We start from the raw sequence: 17,499 nt of genomic DNA on the forward strand, positions 1-17,499 counted from the left end.
GCTAACAAAGCCGTAAGTTATAGTCAAGGAAGCAGTTAGTTACCTAAGCGGTACGCATATTGCCCTTCCGGCCCTGTCCTTCCAAGCAAATCATTGCATCTGTTGAAGTGCAACTGTAATATGGCGCGAATTTTAGCCGCAAATGACAGCCCAAGCCTCCACTTACGCGTTGCGGCCCTTTCCGCTGCGGCCACCCCGGGTCTGTGTGGCCATTTTCGGAAGCGACGCAGCCGAGCTGATCGAAAAGGCTGAAGCCATCGTCAGGGATAACCCCTTCATTGAGTTCCGCTTAGATTATCTCCGCGCCCCGGCCCTTGCCCTGCCTCGCATCAAGAATTTCATGTCTTATCACCCTGAGGTAACGGCCATTGCTACCTGCCGCCGAGCGGTCAACGGGGGAAAGTTCCGTGGGACGATCTCTTCCCAAATTGAGACCCTAACCAAGGCGGCAGCAGCGGGCTGTCAAATGGTGGATATCGAGTTGCAAACTGCCGCCTCTCTGAAGTCCGGAGATTTTGAAAAAATACGCGCTAAGGCCAGCTTGTCTCTTTCTTTCCATGATTTCCGCGCCACCAGGAAACTGCGGGAAACCTTCGAGGATATGACCAACTACCCCGCTGATGTCTTCAAGCTGGTCACCACCGCTACCAGCCTGTACGACAACGTCGCCATGATGAAGCTGCTCGAAGAAAAGAGCGCTCGGCACTCGGTAGTTGGACTCTGTATGGGCGAGCAAGGCATCATCAGCCGGATTCTCGGCGTCAGGGCAGGTAGCATGTTCACCTTTGCCGCTTTGAACCCCGGTGCGGAAACCGCTCCCGGCCAAATGACGGCGCGCATGCTGCGCGACATCTATCGCATCGGCCAAATCGACGCCGCCACCCGCGTCTACGGTGTTGCTGGCGACCCCATCGAGCATTCGCTCTCCCCCCTGATGATGAATACTGCCTTCCGCCGCGAAAACCTGAATTCCGTTTACCTGCCCCTGCACGCCAAGAAGTTGGATGATTTGCTGCGCTGCACACGCGACGTTCCTATTCACGGGCTTAGCATCACCATGCCTTACAAGCAAGCTATCATCGAGCACCTGGATAACTGCGATTCGTTTACTCAGAAGGTCGGAGCCTGCAACACCCTGATCCGCTCTCAGGATGGAAAGCTCTACGGCTTCAATACCGATGCGGCTGGCGTGGTCCGGCCGTTGGAGCAGCGCCTTCCATTGCGTGGGGCGAGGATCCTTGTACTTGGCGCAGGCGGTGCAGCGCGAGCTGCCGTATTCGGCCTCAAGGAGCGGGGTTCAGAAGTATTTATCCTCAACCGCACTGCCGCCAATGCTCAAAAGCTGGCGCGTCAGGCGCAGGCCAGGTCGATCAAGCGCGACGATCTTCGCAAACTCACCTTTGACGTGATCATCAATGCAACACCAATCGGCATGGGCAGCAACAATGCATCCTATCTGAACGAGAAAGAAATGAATGCCCGCATTGCCATGGATATGGTCTACAACCCTCTGGAAACCCGCTTCCTGAAAATCGCCCGGGAAAAAGGGCTGGCGGTAATTACGGGCCTGGAAATGTTTGTTCACCAGGGTGCGCGCCAATTCGAGATCTGGACCGGCAAGCCGGCTCCTACTCCTGATATGCAGTTCGCCGTGGTGAATGAGCTGCAGGCGCGGGCGAAAAATCTCGCCAATTCTGCCAGGAAGAGTACGAAATAGACTTCAGCCTGCTGACCGTGCGGGAACGACTTGTTCAAAAAATCCTTTTCGTATAATCCCTGCCTATGTGGATCGCTAGGGCAGGAATCTCTCTCGTGCTGTTGCACGTTAGCACTTTGCTAGCCGGACAAAATAATCTGAATGAGAGTGAGGTGCGTAGGCGAATTGTGGGCACCTGGAAGCTCATAAGCGCTGAAGACACCCTCAAGGACGGAACCAAGCGCCCTTTCTTTGGGCCCCGCGGTCAAGGATTCCTGATGTATTCCGCCGATGGCTACATGTGCGCTGCCTTAATGGATCCAGATCGGCCTAAATGGAAGAATCTGGCAAAGCCCACCATGGAAGAGAAGGCCTCCGCTTTTGATGGCTTTTATTCCTATTGTGGACGTTACGAGGTGGACGCGGGCAACAACTGCCTGATCCATCTGCCGGAGGTCTCCAGTGGGTTAGACTACGTCGGAACTCGCCAGCTCCGTCCCTACCGCTTCGAAGGAAGCCGAATGATCCTGAGCGACCGCCAGCAGGACGATCCCGAAGTCGCCTCTTGGGAGATCGTGTGGGAAAAAGTGCGGTGAAAGTTGCACGATTTTTTCCAACAACTTTAATGTGCCGGTGACGCCTGCAACGGGTTTCCTGATGGCACCGCCGACTGGCTGATCGCCACCCACGTATTGGTAGTCTCCTGCCACACCGTCGCGACATTCAGCGGGGCATTCTCCAGGGCCTGCCCCTTGCGAGTGCCGCGGAGCAGGAGCGTGTACGTCACCACCATGTCATGCCCATTAGGATGAACCTTGACCTCGCCGAGTGAATAGTCCTCAAGGGCCAGTTGCTTCAGGTATTCCAGCGTCTGCTCGCGGTTGCGAAATCCGTCGGCAGTGACCAGCGTGAAGGTGGGCGCTAACCGTCGCTCAATCTCCGCGTATTTTTTCTCCTTCACGTCCTGCCAGAACTGCCGCTCCAGATTTTCGCCGCCGGTCGCGCCCGTCCAGCCGGGCACCGGTTTGCCCCATTTAGTGCAGCCGGCACTGCTCAGCAGGAAAATTCCTCCCAGGACCACCGCCAGTTTTTTCCGCATGCGCAGATTCTAGTCGACCGGCATTCAAAATGGGCAGAGCGGCCGCTTCGGCGCTAAGGAACCCGATCAGCAGCAACGGAGAGCCCCTCAGCGGCTAAAGCCGGAGTTTTGCCGATGTATAAATGAGGGGCTGACAGCCCTGCTCCACCCCCACATCCAGACCAGTTGCACCTCCTTGTAGAATTACGGGGCGCATTTGCAACCGACCGAGACAGGAGCACTCCTCTACGCCATGAAAGCCATTCAAGTCTCGCAACCCGGCGGACCCGAAGCTCTCAAGCTGGTTGACATCCCGGCTCCTAAGCCCAAGCCCAATGAGGCGGTGGTCCAAATCAAGGCAAGCGGAGTCAACTTTATCGATGTTTACATCCGCGAGGGACGTTATCCCGCCCCCCTGCCCTTCGTTGATGGCCAGGAAGCAGCGGGGATCGTCACCGAAATTGGCAGCGACGTCGTGAACGTCAAGCCTGGCGACCGTGTCGCCTATACCAACGTGCTAGGAAGTTACGCGGAGTACGCCGCCGTCCCCGCTAATCGCCTGGTAGTAATTCCCGGACACCTCGACTTCTCTCAGGCCGCAGCCGCCATGCTTCAGGGAATGACCGCGCATTACCTGACGCACAGCACCTATCCGCTGCAGCGGGGAGAAGTCTGCCTGGTTCACGCCGCGGCGGGAGGAGTGGGATTACTGCTCGTCCAAATGGCAAAAAAAATTGGCGCTCGCGTCATTGGGACTGTGGGATCAGAAGAAAAGGCCAAGCTCGCGCGCAGTGAGGGCGCAGATGAGGTCATCGTTTATACCAGCCAGGATTTCGAAGCCGAAACTAAGCGCCTCACCGACGGCAAGGGCGTGCACGTGGTCTATGACGGCGTGGGCAAAACTACCTTCGACAAGGACCTGAACATCCTGCGGCCGCGAGGCTACCTGGTTTTATTTGGCGGCGCCAGCGGGCCTGTGCCTCCATTCGATCCTATGAAACTGACCCAGAAAGGGTCCCTATTTCTTACCCGGCCATCGCTCGGGCACTACGTTGCCACGCGTGAAGAACTGGAATGGCGAGCCACCGACGTGATGAACATGATCGCTAGCGGAGAACTCAAGTTGCGCATCGAGCATAAGTATCCACTCTCCGCCGCGGCCCAGGCGCATCGCGACCTGGAAGGGCGCAAGACCACCGGAAAGCTGCTGCTGATTCCGGACAGCCACTAAAAGCAAAGGCCGCGATTGCTCGCGGCCTATGGTCTCGAAAGATTGATAGCAGACTAGTCGCCCGGCACTCCGGCCACTTCGTCTTCGTGCACCGTTTCCGGCTTGGAGCCGTTGCCATTGCCGTTTCCATTTCCATTCACTGGAGCCACCAGGCTGCCCAACGGGATGAAGCCCTCGGGCTGCTTCTCTCCCAGCACAACTTCCCGGTATAGCTTCAACATCTGCGCGTCCTTGGCAGCCTCCTCGGGAGTCTTGGCGCGCAGCTTCAATTTAGCGTCACGGGCGCGAATCTTTTCTTCGCGGGCATTCTTGGCGATCCCCAGCTCGTCCAGATCACGCTGCTCTTCTTCCGTCACCAACTCTTCTTTCAGTTTCAGAACAGCGAGCTTGCGCGGATCTTCGTCCATCTGGACGCGCTTGCCGCCGGCAAAGATCTCGTGACGTCCATGCTCCTCGTACCACTTGGTAAGGGTCGCGGTCATGTGCATCTTCTCGACGATATTCCGCCAGCCGATGCCGGTGTTGTAGGCGCAGAAGGAAATTTCGCCTTCCTGTGTCGCGTAGGGAATGATGCACTGCTCAGTGCGGCGGAAATCGTAATTCCAAAGGTCCTGGAACCACATGCCGGCGACAAACAGCGTGTTCCAGCGATCCTGGCGACGCTGCTCCACGTCCGCCAGCGTGCGGTCGGCGGTGACTTTTCCGTATCCACCCGACCTTGCCTTCTTCGAAAAGCCCAGGTTCTTGTCCAGCTTCTTCAGCATGTCGAACATGGTGAAGTGGGTCGTAGTCTGGAAGGGATCGTAGTTGCGCAGGAAAGCCAGGGCCATTCCCAGCGCGGACCACTTCTTGCCGTGGCCGGTATCGGTGACCAGCGAGACATCGCGTGCCATCTGGTACACATCGATGAACTGCGGGACGGGAGCTGCTTCCTTCGTCTCCTTATCTACCATGACCGCGATCCCCACGCCGCAGTTGGGATGGCAGCCACAGGAGAGTTGTCCCCAGTCCGCCTGCGGACCATGAACTAAGTCGGCCCAGTCGGTAAATGTGGACATGAAGGAAATCGGGAACCAGTCGCGCGCCGGCTGTCCTATTCCAGTCTGCTTCTTCACATCATGCGCCAGGTGGCTCAGAGTGTAGCGTTGCGCATAGCGGCGCTCGTCCGTGACCTCTTCGTCGCGCCCCGTAAAGCTTACCGGCTGGAAGGAAATGAACGAAATCACGCGCGGGTTATCCAGGGCAAATTGAATGATCCGGCCCACCTGTTCGTTATTGATGCCGTTGACGATCGTGACTACAGGCACGATGTCCACGCCCGCTTTGTACAGGTTCTCGATGGCGCGCAGCTTCACATCGAACAGGTTGCCAACTTTGCGATGAGAGTTCGCCGCATTCCCGACGCCGTCAAACTGAAGATATACATACCGCAGCCCCGCGTCCGCTGCTTGCTCGCAGAACTCAAAACTCTTCGCGAATTCGATACCGTTGGTAGCAGCCTGCACACTGGTATAGCCCACTTTGCGCGAATAGCGCACGGCATCCAGGAAGTATGGAGAGAGCGTGGGCTCGCCACCCGAGAACTGCACCGACATCTGCCGCTTCGGCTTGATGGTGATGGCATTGTCCAGCAGCGTCTTGATCTCTTCCCAGCTCAGTTCATGAACAAACCCAACCTGGTTGGCGTCCATGAAGCAGGGATCGCACATCATGTTGCAGCGGTTGGTCAGGTCGATGGTGAGCACAGCCCCGCGGCCATGCTGAACGGTCGAGGTTCCGTGATTGTGCAGCTTCTCGTCGTTATGAGCGCGAATGTCGCGTCCAGGAAATACGTCTTCCAGATGCTGGGAGAAAGCCGTGTCCATGGACATCACATCTTCGAAGTGCCCATGCTTGGGGCAATCCTTGACCATCAGAATCTTGCCATCGCGCTCCAGGATCGTAGCCCTTACCTCGCCTACCTTGGCGTTGCGCAGAATTTCCTGCGGGAGCTTGCCATCCAGGATCTGCTTACGAATTTCCGGCACACACTTGGGGCAAAGCGAATCAGTAGTGCGCGGCCAGCCCAGCGGCGGCTTGCTTTTCTGGTAAGACTTCAGCATCGGCTTGTCGGACCACTTGGGGGTAAAAGCCGGGTTTTCTTTCATGCGACTGATTCCCGCATACACCACCCATGCCCCCTTCGCCGCGTAGGTCACAGCCTTTTCTACATATTTAATGGGCTTTCGCATTAGTCAGTGTCTCCATTGGGCAAACTCTTCCACGGACCCGCGGACGGTAGCCGCCCCGGACCCCACCTAAAGAAGGGGAACGCACTTCGCGTAAAGAAGCGATTTTTTTGGTTCCCTACCGTTGTCATGCTATCCAGTTGCCCCACAACCCCCAACCTTCTGCCTCTAAAGGGGAGGATTTCCATCCTCAGTGGCGTACACGTGCAGCGAATGGTTCGCTATCTGCTTGAAAAGTAAGGAGGAGATCACGAGTGGAAATTCATCCCGACCGCGTCATCGCTCCTCCAGAGATTTCCTCAGATAACCGCCGTTTTCCCCGCAATTCTCGGAATTCACAGGAAGCATTATGCCCACCCCAGATTACAATCCAGCCCTTCCTGCCAGCGATAAGGAAGTAGGTTCCGGGGCGCGAGGGAGTCCGGGATGCTGCTGCCGGTCTTCGCTGGTTGGTGTGGGGTAGCCAATAAGAGGGCCATGCAACACGCCAACGTTGATCTGCGGAAAATTTCGTACACCCTGGTTCAAACGGCTTCGGGTACCGACGCGGCCGCTCTGGCCTGGTCAATGGTTTCGGGCGCGCACGTCGCTAACCGCACACGCGTTCTGGGATTGCGCGCGGGCGTTCTCAGGGTTGAAGTCCCCGGAGCCGAGTGGCGCTCCCAGCTTGACGAACTCGCCACCCAATATTTGAGCGCCATCAACCACGTGGTCGCCCGCAAGATAGATCGAATAGAATTCGTGTTGCCGGGCCATTCGGAAGCGCCCTGCGATCGTCACGTGCGGCCAGCGAACCGTTTCCGACAGCTCGCCTGAGATGAAAGTCAGCGAAAAAGACGTCCTATACGTCGCCGATCTGGCGAACCTCGAGCTGACGCCAGAAGAACAGCAACGCATGGTCAAGGACCTCAACTCGATTCTCGATCACATCGATCGCCTGAACCGGCTCGACACGACTGACGTTCCGCCCATGGCGCAAACGTCGGACCGCTTCGGCATCGACCCCGCTAAGCAAGGCACTTCTCGTTTCGCCTACGCCATGCGCGAAGACAAGGTCGGCCCATGCCTCGATCGCGAGACGGTGATGAAGAACGCTCCCGATTCCGATGGCACATTCTTCAAGGTGCCCAAGGTAATCGAGAGGTGAGGCAAACCGTGATCGATCGCGATGAGAAGCTTCGGGGTTCGGTGATGGACGCGGTAGGGGATAACAGACCGTCGCCTCAATGAAGCTCTGAAGGAAAGATCGATTCCAGCGTCTTGCAGCTACAGAGCCCATGGACCTGAACGCCCTCACCGTTGCCTCCACTCGCACCGCTATCGCGGAGCGCAGCATCTCTCCGGTTCCACTGGTCGAAGCTTTCTACAAGAAGATCGAGACTGACGATCCCAAAATCGGCGCCTACCTCACCCTCTGCAAGGACCGAGCACTGGCCAAGGCAACTCACATCCAGAGCCTCGCTGATCGCGGAGATGCTCTGCCTCCCCTCGCCGGCGTTCCCATTGCCATCAAGGACGTGATGGTGATCCAAGGAATCCAAGCCACGGCGGGATCGAAAATTCTCAAGGGCTTCATCTCCCCCTACGACTGCACGGCCGTCAAACGTTTGGAAGAAGCCGGAGCCATCGTCCTCGGCAAGACCAACTGCGACGAGTTCGCCATGGGCTCTTCGAACGAGAACTCGGGATACTTTCCGGTGCACAATCCGCGTGACCTCTCGCGCGTTCCGGGGGGCTCCTCCGGAGGCTCCGCCGCAGCCGTGGCCGCCAACATCTCAGTGGCAGCACTCGGGTCAGATACGGGAGGATCGATTCGCCAGCCCGCAGCCTTCTGCGGCGTTGTAGGCCTCTTGCCTACCTACGGGCGCGTTTCGCGCTACGGTTTGATCGCGTTTGCCTCCTCACTCGATCACATTGGTCCTATTACTAAGACCGTGAAAGATGCCGCCATCTTGTTGCGTTATATCGCTGGCCGCGATCCCGCCGACTCCACCTCCGCCGACGTTCCAGTTCCTGATTACGAAGAAGAAATCGGCAAACCGGTGAAGGGGCTGAAGCTGGGCGTCCCGAAAGAATATTTTGGCGAGGGACTGGAACCCGAGACTCGCGCTGCAGTTGAAGCTGCGATCCAGACTATGGCGCGGGCGGGTTGTGAAATCGTGCCCATCTCCCTACCCCATACCGAATACGCCATTCCCACCTATTACGTCATCGCCACCGCGGAGGCGTCCTCGAACCTGGCGCGCTTTGACGGCGTTCGCTATGGGTATCGCTCCCCCGGAGTTCGTACGCTCTCTGAGATGTACCGGCGTAGTCGCGATCAAGGCTTCGGGGCAGAGGTGAAGCGCCGTATCCTCTTGGGCACGTATGTACTCAGTGCGGGATACTACGATGCGTACTATCTGAAAGCCCAAAGAGTCCGTACCCTGCTCACGCGCGATTTCGAAGACGCTTTTCAGAAGGTGGACGCGATCGTCACCCCCACTACTCCCACTCCTGCCTTCAAACTGGGAGAAAAAGTAGACGATCCGGTCTCTATGTATCTCGCCGATATCTATACCGTTACTGCTGATCTGGTAGGAGTTCCCGGCATCAGCGTCCCGTGTGGAAATTCACGCCAAGGCTTGCCGATCGGGGTACAGATCCTGGGTCGACACTTCGACGAAGCCACCCTGCTGCGCCTGGCCCACGTCTACGAACACGAGCGTGCGTCTGCGTGATCCAGTAACCCCGGGGCATATTATTGTTAACCACCTTGCAAACTTATCCGCTAAGTTATTTCTTGTGGGTTAGTCCGGCGGGCTAAGTGTTTTTCATTAGTATTTATGCGGGTTTTCTGCATTTCCCCAATTTCGGCACTGTATGCCAATCCATAAACATTTTTTTCGAATATTCTATGCAAGGAAGTCTGCGCGCGGCGTTCAACCAGTGAGGTTATCGATGAACGAGCGTGCCCTCTGCATGATGATCACCGTGCTAAGCCTGATCCAACTCCACGGTGACTGCTCTGACGACGCTCCTCGGCCAAGGCTGGCCCGTCGTCAGCGTACCGGATCCCACACCAAGAAGCGTTCGGTAGCAAAACGCCCTCGTAAGGGTGCTATAGCTCGCACAAAAACTCCGCAGTCCTCCATCGCGCAGCGCCAGCCTCGGCCCCGAAGCCTGGCGTCCCCCACCCTTCGCGTGCGCCAGGACTAGTTATTTCGACTTAGCTGTCACCCAGGTTCCCGTGCTCAGCTTCAGCTTCCCAAACGATGTAAGAACTTCCCGGTTACTTTAGTGTTTCCTGCTGCCTAAGTTGTTCATCCTGAATCGCGGCCTGACGGTATTCTCCTTGCACTGGTTACTCTCGGGAGAACTGGCAATGAAGTTCCATCGGGCTAGCGTATTGTTGGCACTGCTCACAATCCTCATTCTGACTGCGGGTCTTGCCACGGCCAGCGACAACGACAAAGATAGCGATCAGGGAAGAGACCATGCCACCCAACCGCAGTGGCGAGACAGCGACGAGCGCCATTGGTATGTCCGCGGCGTAAGCGCTCGCGACCAAGAGGACGAGCATCCGCATGGCAATGCTCACGGGAACCCTCATCATGATCGCGACGGCGATCATGACCGCGACGACCACTGGGCCAGCTACGGCTATCGCGAAGGAACTCCTCCGGGCTGGGGTCAGGGGCAGAAGAAGGGATGGGGCAATTGCGGCATGCCTCCGGGCCAGGCCAAGAAATACGGCTGCACCAACTACGTTTATCAAGGCAAGCAGTACGAAGTCTTCCACGACGAGGATGGCCACTACCGGTGGCGTCCGCATGTCAGCGCCCACGGCAGCGTGGATGTGCATTACTGATCCGCCATTTGTCCTCGCGCGTGAAACTCTGCTCGCCTGGTCAGTAGCGATAGAGTGCCAGGCGAGTAATTCGCGCCATCCTGGAGAAATCGTGGTCGAGCGTAAAAACGCTGGCCCTGTGTTCCAGGGCAATAGCTGCGATGATCGTATCTATCGTGGTGAGTGAAATGCCCTTGGCGCGCGCCGTCCGGTAAATTGCAGCAGCTTCTCGATAGGTCCCAAACCCCCGAGGCTCAAGCATCTCCCACTGAGCCAGAAAGTTCTCAATCTGACTGGAGTCCCGGGTAAGGCCCTGCAGGACTTCGGCAATCACGATGCCGGTAAGAGCGAAAGGTTCGCTCTCTTCAATCATTCGCCGCAATTCTTCACCGGCTCTTCCGGGCGCGGAGCTGAAGAAGTCAACCCAAACGGAGCTGTCGACCAAGATCAAGCGCGGTTTCTCCGAGACGCCTTAAGGTCACCTTTCCAGACTCCTGTTCCGTAGTAGCGCAGAATTCCTTTGCGGCTCTCACAGCGAACAAGCAATTCCAAGGCTCGGTCCACTATCTGGCGCTTTGTTTTGAGACGGGTGAGTCTGCGCGCCTTTCGGATCAAGCCGTCATCAATGTCTATGTTGGTCCTGCTCATATTACCTAAGCATACACCATTTCTTGTCTAGATGGTGTATGGAGAGAAAGGGCTTCGAGCATTGGAACAGCCAGTCTTTCCAAGCGGGCCATACTTCTATATGAATAAGTCTACGGCTCAATCACCCTGTAGTAGCTCTCCCCCGCACACCCCCGGCATAGCACTCTTCCATCACGCCGCACTTCCCGCTTGAAGTTGATTCCTTCGCCGCAAGCCGCGCACACCACGCGCTCGCCCTTGAATCCGGGAAACTCCTCTGCCGGCAACTCCACCGTCACCCACTGCACATCGAACAAGTCTTCTGCGGACATTTCGCGGTAAGCCAGCATCTGCTGCCGGTTCTTGTCCGCAACTTCGGGATGCATGCTTTTCGCCAGCACTTTAGAGGATTCCTTGGCCGCTATCCGGACCCCGCGGCCTGAATTCACATCCACAAACGTAGCCGCCACTTTGCCCCAATCACGAAATTTCAGGGCGCGCTTTCCCAGACGACAACCGGTAACTACCGCGACTGCATCCGTGGCGCATCGATCGATCTCGACGAAGGTCACCAGGCGCTTGCGGTCTTTGCCTTGCGGATCATTGATTCCCAACGTCTCCAGCCCGAGCATTGCCATGCGCACACCCAGCACCTGTCCCGCGCACAAATGACCGTGCGCCTGCTCGGCGTCTCTCAGGTACTCGTCGAGCGTCTTCATGGCATGATCTTATCCGGAAACGCGATCGGTCGCTCACCTCCAGCAGTCTGATCGATTATTCGTCAGACTCCGACTCGTTCGCCAAGTCCACCGAGCGCCCCCAAACCTCGAAGGTCAGCTTCGCTTTGCCGGTGGGTTCGAACGTTACCCGCGTCGGCTTGCGCTGCCAATCGGGTGCGGCGCATTCGGAATCTGGAGTATCTCCCCCCTGTGCCTGCCCCAGGCTTTTCTTCAGTAGTGGCTTTCGCCGGCCGAGTTGCGCGACCATGGCGTAGAGTTTTTCGCCGTCATCCGAGACGCCGCAGTAAGCCACGTAGTCGCGATACCAGCTCGCGTCCGAGTAGAAGGGATCGAATTCCGCCAGGTTGAGCTGCGCCACTTTCCCGGTGACGCGATCCACCAGCACCCAGCCACCGCGCTGCCACTTCCATCGCCCAGCATTGGGAGGATCGGCGGGCAGAGAATCATTGAGCCGGTATGCCCGGCGAACTACAAACGTGCGGTCGGTGACCTCATGGAGCTCGCCGGTTGTGAACTCGCGAATTTTCCCGTCAATTACCAGAGGCCTGATTCGAATGTTGATCGTCCTGCCTTCCTCCGGCCCGAGGAAGAACGGCACCGTGTTCCACTTTCCGAAAGCAATCACATGCGGCTTGAATGCGGCGAACGAGACAGCCGGGAGAAAAATCGCGCAAATCAGGCACTTCCGGATCATCGAGGACAGGCTATCTGACGTCTCTCGACTAGGCAAACAGCTTGCCCAGGCGATCTGAGCGTCTTGGTTCCTCTTTCGGACACCCCTGCACTGCATGTGCCATGCCGCTGCGGCTTCTGCTGTTTTCCCAACTGCACGCCTGCCAACGTTTAGAATTCATTTTGCGTCTAAGCGCGCGCCATGCAACCGGTTCGCTACAGCATTGTTGTACCGGCATATAACGAGAGCCAGCGGATTGTGCGATCGCTGGAGAGTATTCTCGCTTTTCTGACGCGAGAGAACTGGAAAGCCGAAGTCATCGTGGTGAACGATGGCTCGCGCGACAACACCGCCGAAATCGTGCGCGACTTTATGCGCCAGCACCCGGGAGTGAGGCTGCTCGAGAATCCCGGCAATCGCGGCAAGGGATACAGCGTCCGCCATGGAATGCTGGAGGCAACCGGCGACCTGCTGTTGTTCACAGATGCCGATCTTTCTTCGCCGATCGAAGAGGCCCCAAAACTGTTTCAAGCCATTCACGAGGGAGCGGACATCGCCATTGGATCCCGCTGGCTGCAAGCGGAATTGCAGAAGCAACGCCAGCCTCTGTACCGCCAACTCTTCGGCCGCATCTTCAACCTGCTGCTGCGTGCCATACTCGGACTGAATTTCAAAGACACCCAATGCGGATTCAAGGCTTTCACCCGCCAGGCCGCTCAGGACATCTTCCCCCGGCAACTTATCGATCGCTGGGGGTTCGACCCCGAGATACTCTTCCTTGCCCGCAAGCAAGGGTTACGAATTCAGGAACTGGGGGTAGAGTGGGCTCACGATGAGCGCTCCAAGATCAATCCGCTAACCGATGGCTTCAAGATGTTCCTGGAGATACTTAGAATCCGCGGGAATTATTTGGCCGGAAAATACCAAAGAACTGAAGCCAGCTATGCGGCCGGGAAGTCCGCCTGAGGCTCAGAATCTAGGCAGCCGCTCCTCCACCCGATCTGGCACCTAACGGTACGGTTACGACTCCCCGCTCGCGGTCAACCACGATCGTCATTTGCGACATGCATCTTCCGCACAGCCAAAAAAATTCCACGCGTCCGCTTCGCTTGGCTCGCAGAATGCTCGATTCTCTCAATGTCGGCAGAGAGCTGGTTTCGAATTCAAACAGCTTTCCCTCTCGCAGATAGCGGAACACTGTATGGCAGCTCGGATTAGCGCACTTGGACAACATCACTGGCCATCCTTCACCGTATAGTCGATCTCTATAGCCCCATTTTCTACCCGCTCGATTGTGGAAAAGCGAAAAAAATTCACAATTTACAAAAAGTGTAAGTTCCTCTAATCCGTCTTCGGGAAAGAAAAAAGGCGAAGCCACTTTTCAGCTTCGCCGTTCTCCGTTTTAATCCCCGGTTACTGCAGCTTTAGATCCCGGCTACCTCTGCTTCCAGCTCGCGCCGCCGTCCTTGGTCTCCCACCTCTCGCCTTTGCTGGTGATCACGGCACCATGTTGGGCATCGTCAAATTCAAGCTTAGTGATATCTCCCCGTAGTATCGTTCCGTCCGCCAGAACCGGGTGCACCTGCGTCCAAGTCTCCCCGGCATTGCTGGATCGATAAAGGGCTTCATTGTCGCCGCCCGCCCAGATGTCGGTGTCAAACGCCCAATAGGTTCTGAGCGTTGCGCGACTATCAACCGGGAGCGGTTCCCAGGTGGCTCCCGCATCCATTGACCTCAGCAGCCGGCCCTGACTAACCGACCAAGCGATACCCGGCGTCACACTCTCAGTCCACCCCAAAGTGGGTTTCGTCGGCTCGGTTCGGGCTTGGACCTCGTTGCCGCCTGCTTCAGCGCGGCTGGTAATGCCGGGAGCCTGCATCTTCTTGGCCGCTTCATTTTCCGCGCCGACTACAACCACGTCTGTGTTTAATGCTGCCGCCAGCTTTTCATCCTGTTCTCGTGCCTGGCCGGCTCTCTCATCTTGCCGGTACGCGGTCATCATATCCAAGTCGCGCCGAGCAAACGTTTTCTGAGAATCAGCTCGCGCCAATCCTTCTGCCGTGCTGTCTCTGCTTATTGTTCTCTTCTGCTTGGCCCGAATCGGCGCGGGAGCCGAGGGTCTCGACTCAGCAAGCGTATTTGCCGCTCCTGGCAGCTCCGTTTTGTTAGTTGAAACATTCTGTTGAACTTGCGAAGGCGCCTGCATCTGGGCCAAGGGCAATTGCGGTTGCGGGGTCCTCATCAGCACGGCGGCAACCACTACCGCCGCTGTAGCTGCTACCGCACTCCAGCGCACTGCGGCCAGGTTCCACCATGGACGGGAGCGGGCTGCCAGCGCTCCAACCGCCTGCAACTCAGTCTGATGGATCGGCACTGCAAGCGCCAAAACATCCCGGCAGTCCCTACACTGGGACAAGTGCGTCATCACGAACGTACGCTCGCCTGCCAGCAGCGTCTGTTCGGCAAAAGCTGTTAAAAGGTTGGGATCTACGTGCCCCGAACCGCTCGCGCCAGCCGTTTCCTTCAACCTTGCGCGCACCGTGCTGGGAATATCAATCATCCGCAGCCGCCTCCAAGCTTCCTCATCCCTAGAACGTTGAATCTCATCGTTCTTGCGACAATCTTTTCCTCACATTGACCTGCAGATCGCGGACATCAGCCTCCATCGCCTCGTCTGCCTGCCGCCGGCTCATGCCTCGCTTTACGAGCCCCTCCCGGACTGCTTTCCTCAATGTTTTCGCCAACTTATCAAGGCGGCGGCTGGCGGTGGCCTCGTGGAAGCCCATCATTCTCCCAATCTCCGCCAGGGTCCTGCCGTCCAGGTAATAGGCGGCCAGGAGCATTCGATCCTCCGGGGAAACATTCGCCAGAGCCTCATCCACCGCACCCTCCAGACGTTCATCGACGTGTGCAACTGGCTCAGCTGCAGGGGCTGCGACAACGAACTGATGTGACTCCTCTTCCTGTTCTTCCAGGCTGACCAGTCGACGCTGGCCGCGGTAGCGATTCACGAACTCCTGCGCCAGCACCGTCCGCAACCAGCCTTCCAGCGAGCCTCGTCCGGTATAGGACGTCAGCTTCGAAGGCCGTTCCCCTTCGCGCGTGGTCATCCCGTAGAGGTCGGCGTAAATGGAATCAGCCAGATCCCGCGCCTGCGATTCCTCATGCGTGATCGCGCGCGCCGAGTCGTAGAGCTTCTCGCGGAAACGCGTCAGGAAGTGCTCCCAAGCTGATTCGTTGCCTGCCGCGCAGGCCCGCGCCAGCGCCAGGTCTTCCACCCGCAGCGTACCCAACAACTCGCGGACATCTTGTTGGCTGGCCTCGGCAGAGAGGGTTTTCGCTGAAACTTCCCCCAGAAAGACCGTAAATTCTTCAATCGTAAGGCCAAACTTGGCTCCTGCGCTGCGCTCAAACAGCTCCCCAACCAGCTTCTCCAGGCCAACCAGGAGTGCCCCGGGCGCAACTTGAGAACCGCCACTCATAAATTTATTTGGGATGGTATCAATTTTCGATGCAAGGAACTGAACATTCGACGTTCTCTGTCCAGAGAGAGAAAGCCGGAAACGGCAAAAAAGATCAAAAGGACCGGGTTGCTCTCCTCCTTGAGTTATCCGGTTCGGCCATGCGACAGCTCAGCAAACGCCCCTGGTAATGCGGACCAGGGGCTTTTGCTTTGGGTCGAAAAAGTCCTTCCAATCTGCGGCCGAGTCTCCTATTGGCCAATTTGCAAGCCTTGGCTAATTTGCAGGCCCCTGATCTGTCAGTTTTTCCAGTTTGCACTTCCATTGAATTTTCCGTACCTTGTCCCGAGCATCGGCGGAGAGCAATACGGAACTCGCAACCCTGAGCCTTGAGCCCAACATCGCCGCCAATCCCTGAGACTTCGCGTTAAATCTTCGGAGGAGACCACAATGCAGAAGAAGGCTTTGCTAGCTGCCCTGGTTGTCAGCGTACTTTTCGTGTGCGACTTATCCATGTCTGCCCAGGCCACCCAGAAGCCTGCGGCGCCCCCCGCTTCTGGCGCAAACACACAACCGAGCAATGTTAGGGACCAAGATATCGAAATGCTCCGCGCCGACTTACGTTCGCAGCGCAAGCAGATTGTCGCGCTCAACCTGCCCCTCACCGCCGACGAAGCCACCAAGTTCTGGCCTATCTTTGACCAGTACCGCAAGGAAGCTATCAAACCCAATGACGAACGCTGGGCGGTGATCAAGGAATATGCAGACAACTACACCACCATGACCGATGTGCAAGCGCAGGATTACCTGAAGCGAGCGAACGCCGTTGACGAGCAACTCCTCGCTTTACGTATGAAATACGTTCCGCTGTTTGAGAAAGTCATCTCACCTAAGAAAACTGCCCTGTTCTACCAGATCGATCGCCGCATCGACCTGCTGATCAATTTGCAATTATCCAGCGTGATCCCCATGGTCGAACCCAAGTAGGCGGACCGGCGGCATTTGTCAGGGCAGCGCATCGCAAGAGGCACTGCCCTGTTGCTATTGAGACCGCCGCACGCCCCTCCCCATTGCCATCCCGACCAAGCGAGTGAGGTCGCCCGCAGGCGATCCCATCGCGCGTGGAGGGACCTGCTTCTCCCCTGAAAACTCCGCCAGAAAGAAAAGCCGTAATATCCCCGCCTCGCGCTCGTCTGACTGTAAAGGAGGGGCGTATGACTTCGCTCAGCAGGAACGCCCGCGTGGCGGGGCTCCTATACATTTTGGCCTCCGCAGTTGGCGTGGTACGCCTCATGTACATTCCCAGCGCCCTGTTTGTGCGCGGAAACGCGGCGGCAACGGCCAACAACATCGCTGCCCACGAGTCGCTCTTCCGCTGGGGCATCGTGAGCTCCCTGGTCGGCGCGATCCTGTGGCTCTTCGTCCCCTTAGCTCTTTATCGGTTGTTCAAGGAAGTTGACCAGACACTCGCCGTGCTGATGGTGATCCTCGGCAGCTTGATGCAAACACCTCTGTACGTGGTCAACACCGTGACCGACGCAGCCGCCCTGCTATTCGCTCGCGGGGCCGATTTCCTGTCAATTTTCGACAAGCCGCAGCGCGATGCCTTTGTCCGGCTGTTCCTCAACCTGCATCACCAGCTTGACCTCGCCAACCTGGCGTTCGCGGGCCTGTGGCTCTTCCCCTTCGGGCTGCTGGTCTACAGGTCGCGATTTCTGCCGCGCGTTCTGGGCGTCTGGCTCATGATCGCCTGCTTCGCATGGCTGACCTTCAGCCTTTCAGGATTATTGTTCCCAGGCTCCGAGGACAAGGTGCTTGCCATCACTCAACCTGTGGTGCTGGGAGAGCTGGTCGTTATGCTCTGGCTGGTGCTCATGGGCGCCGGACCGAAGACCTTAGCAGGCCCGTCGCCACTCACAGCGGCGGGTTAGCCAGC

At 57.4% G+C, this 17,499-nt stretch carries 18 protein-coding genes; 10 read left to right on the top strand and 8 right to left on the bottom strand.

Features of this window, described 5'->3' with window-relative positions:
* The first annotated feature begins 142 nt into the window (after nt 1-142).
* Nucleotides 143-1,717 carry a shikimate dehydrogenase gene (gene aroE, locus VEG30_18935; protein HXZ82012.1) on the top strand — a complete coding sequence of 525 codons (1,575 nt, stop codon included), beginning with the start codon at nt 143-145 and terminating at the stop codon, nt 1,715-1,717.
* A gap of 152 nt (nt 1,718-1,869) precedes the next feature.
* Complete coding sequence (locus VEG30_18940) at nt 1,870-2,292, top strand: lipocalin-like domain-containing protein (GenBank protein HXZ82013.1); 423 nt, start codon at nt 1,870-1,872, stop codon at nt 2,290-2,292.
* A gap of 26 nt (nt 2,293-2,318) precedes the next feature.
* On the opposite strand, the gene VEG30_18945 is transcribed toward VEG30_18940, so the two are convergent.
* Nucleotides 2,319-2,795: a nuclear transport factor 2 family protein gene (locus tag VEG30_18945; protein ID HXZ82014.1), complete on the bottom strand. Its 477-nt coding sequence runs from the start codon at nt 2,793-2,795 to the stop codon at nt 2,319-2,321.
* 232 nt (nt 2,796-3,027) lie between these two features.
* Between VEG30_18945 and VEG30_18950 the strand changes: the two genes are divergently transcribed.
* The gene (locus VEG30_18950; protein ID HXZ82015.1) at nt 3,028-4,005 is read left to right on the top strand and encodes a quinone oxidoreductase; all 978 of its coding nucleotides are present in this window, start codon (nt 3,028-3,030) and stop codon (nt 4,003-4,005) included.
* Nucleotides 4,006-4,058: 53 nt separating this feature from the next.
* Here the strand turns inward: VEG30_18950 and VEG30_18955 are convergent, their stop codons facing one another.
* Nucleotides 4,059-6,236 (bottom strand): radical SAM protein, encoded by a 2,178-nt coding sequence (locus VEG30_18955; GenBank protein HXZ82016.1) that lies wholly within the window; start codon nt 6,234-6,236, stop codon nt 4,059-4,061.
* A gap of 474 nt (nt 6,237-6,710) precedes the next feature.
* Here VEG30_18955 and VEG30_18960 point away from each other — a divergent pair, with 474 nt between their 5' ends.
* The 4 genes from VEG30_18960 to VEG30_18975 all read left to right on the top strand — a co-directional run bounded on the left by VEG30_18960 (nt 6,711) and on the right by VEG30_18975 (nt 10,083).
* A complete protein-coding gene (locus tag VEG30_18960) occupies nt 6,711-7,049 on the top strand; it encodes a DciA family protein (protein ID HXZ82017.1) in 339 nt (112 codons plus the stop codon).
* A gap of 1 nt (nt 7,050) precedes the next feature.
* Nucleotides 7,051-7,380, top strand: coding sequence for an Asp-tRNA(Asn)/Glu-tRNA(Gln) amidotransferase subunit GatC (gene gatC, locus VEG30_18965; protein HXZ82018.1), 330 nt, complete (start codon nt 7,051-7,053; stop codon nt 7,378-7,380).
* Between the two features lie 130 nt (nt 7,381-7,510).
* The gene (gatA, locus tag VEG30_18970) at nt 7,511-8,953 is read left to right on the top strand and encodes an Asp-tRNA(Asn)/Glu-tRNA(Gln) amidotransferase subunit GatA (GenBank protein HXZ82019.1); all 1,443 of its coding nucleotides are present in this window, start codon (nt 7,511-7,513) and stop codon (nt 8,951-8,953) included.
* A gap of 644 nt (nt 8,954-9,597) precedes the next feature.
* Entirely contained in the window at nt 9,598-10,083 is a 486-nt protein-coding gene (locus tag VEG30_18975; GenBank protein ID HXZ82020.1) for a hypothetical protein, read from the top strand.
* A 40-nt stretch (nt 10,084-10,123) separates the two neighbouring features.
* On the opposite strand, the gene VEG30_18980 is transcribed toward VEG30_18975, so the two are convergent.
* The 3 genes from VEG30_18980 to VEG30_18990 all read right to left on the bottom strand — a co-directional run bounded on the left by VEG30_18980 (nt 10,124) and on the right by VEG30_18990 (nt 12,123).
* The gene (locus VEG30_18980; protein ID HXZ82021.1) at nt 10,124-10,513 is read right to left on the bottom strand and encodes a PIN domain nuclease; all 390 of its coding nucleotides are present in this window, start codon (nt 10,511-10,513) and stop codon (nt 10,124-10,126) included.
* Between the two features lie 307 nt (nt 10,514-10,820).
* Nucleotides 10,821-11,408, bottom strand: coding sequence for an FmdE family protein (locus VEG30_18985; GenBank protein HXZ82022.1), 588 nt, complete (start codon nt 11,406-11,408; stop codon nt 10,821-10,823).
* 55 nt (nt 11,409-11,463) lie between these two features.
* Nucleotides 11,464-12,123: a hypothetical protein gene (locus VEG30_18990; GenBank protein ID HXZ82023.1), complete on the bottom strand. Its 660-nt coding sequence runs from the start codon at nt 12,121-12,123 to the stop codon at nt 11,464-11,466.
* Between the two features lie 180 nt (nt 12,124-12,303).
* Here VEG30_18990 and VEG30_18995 point away from each other — a divergent pair, with 180 nt between their 5' ends.
* On the top strand, nt 12,304-13,068 hold the full coding sequence (locus VEG30_18995) for a dolichyl-phosphate beta-glucosyltransferase (GenBank protein HXZ82024.1): 765 nt from the start codon (nt 12,304-12,306) through the stop codon (nt 13,066-13,068).
* A gap of 10 nt (nt 13,069-13,078) precedes the next feature.
* On the opposite strand, the gene VEG30_19000 is transcribed toward VEG30_18995, so the two are convergent.
* The 3 genes from VEG30_19000 to VEG30_19010 all read right to left on the bottom strand — a co-directional run bounded on the left by VEG30_19000 (nt 13,079) and on the right by VEG30_19010 (nt 15,584).
* Nucleotides 13,079-13,336, bottom strand: a complete 258-nt coding sequence (locus tag VEG30_19000) for a hypothetical protein (GenBank protein ID HXZ82025.1) — start codon at nt 13,334-13,336, stop codon at nt 13,079-13,081.
* A gap of 201 nt (nt 13,337-13,537) precedes the next feature.
* The gene (locus VEG30_19005; protein HXZ82026.1) at nt 13,538-14,662 is read right to left on the bottom strand and encodes a hypothetical protein; all 1,125 of its coding nucleotides are present in this window, start codon (nt 14,660-14,662) and stop codon (nt 13,538-13,540) included.
* A gap of 43 nt (nt 14,663-14,705) precedes the next feature.
* Entirely contained in the window at nt 14,706-15,584 is an 879-nt protein-coding gene (locus tag VEG30_19010) for a sigma-70 family RNA polymerase sigma factor (protein HXZ82027.1), read from the bottom strand.
* 429 nt (nt 15,585-16,013) lie between these two features.
* On the opposite strand from VEG30_19010, the gene VEG30_19015 reads away from it, so the two are divergent.
* Both VEG30_19015 and VEG30_19020 read left to right on the top strand, forming a co-directional pair.
* A complete protein-coding gene (locus tag VEG30_19015; GenBank protein ID HXZ82028.1) occupies nt 16,014-16,550 on the top strand; it encodes a hypothetical protein in 537 nt (178 codons plus the stop codon).
* Between the two features lie 227 nt (nt 16,551-16,777).
* Nucleotides 16,778-17,494, top strand: coding sequence for a DUF4386 domain-containing protein (locus VEG30_19020; GenBank protein ID HXZ82029.1), 717 nt, complete (start codon nt 16,778-16,780; stop codon nt 17,492-17,494).
* The last annotated feature ends 5 nt before the right edge of the window (nt 17,495-17,499 follow it).

The organism is Terriglobales bacterium, assembly GCA_035624455.1.
Lineage (GTDB): Bacteria > Acidobacteriota > Terriglobia > Terriglobales > Acidobacteriaceae > DASPRM01.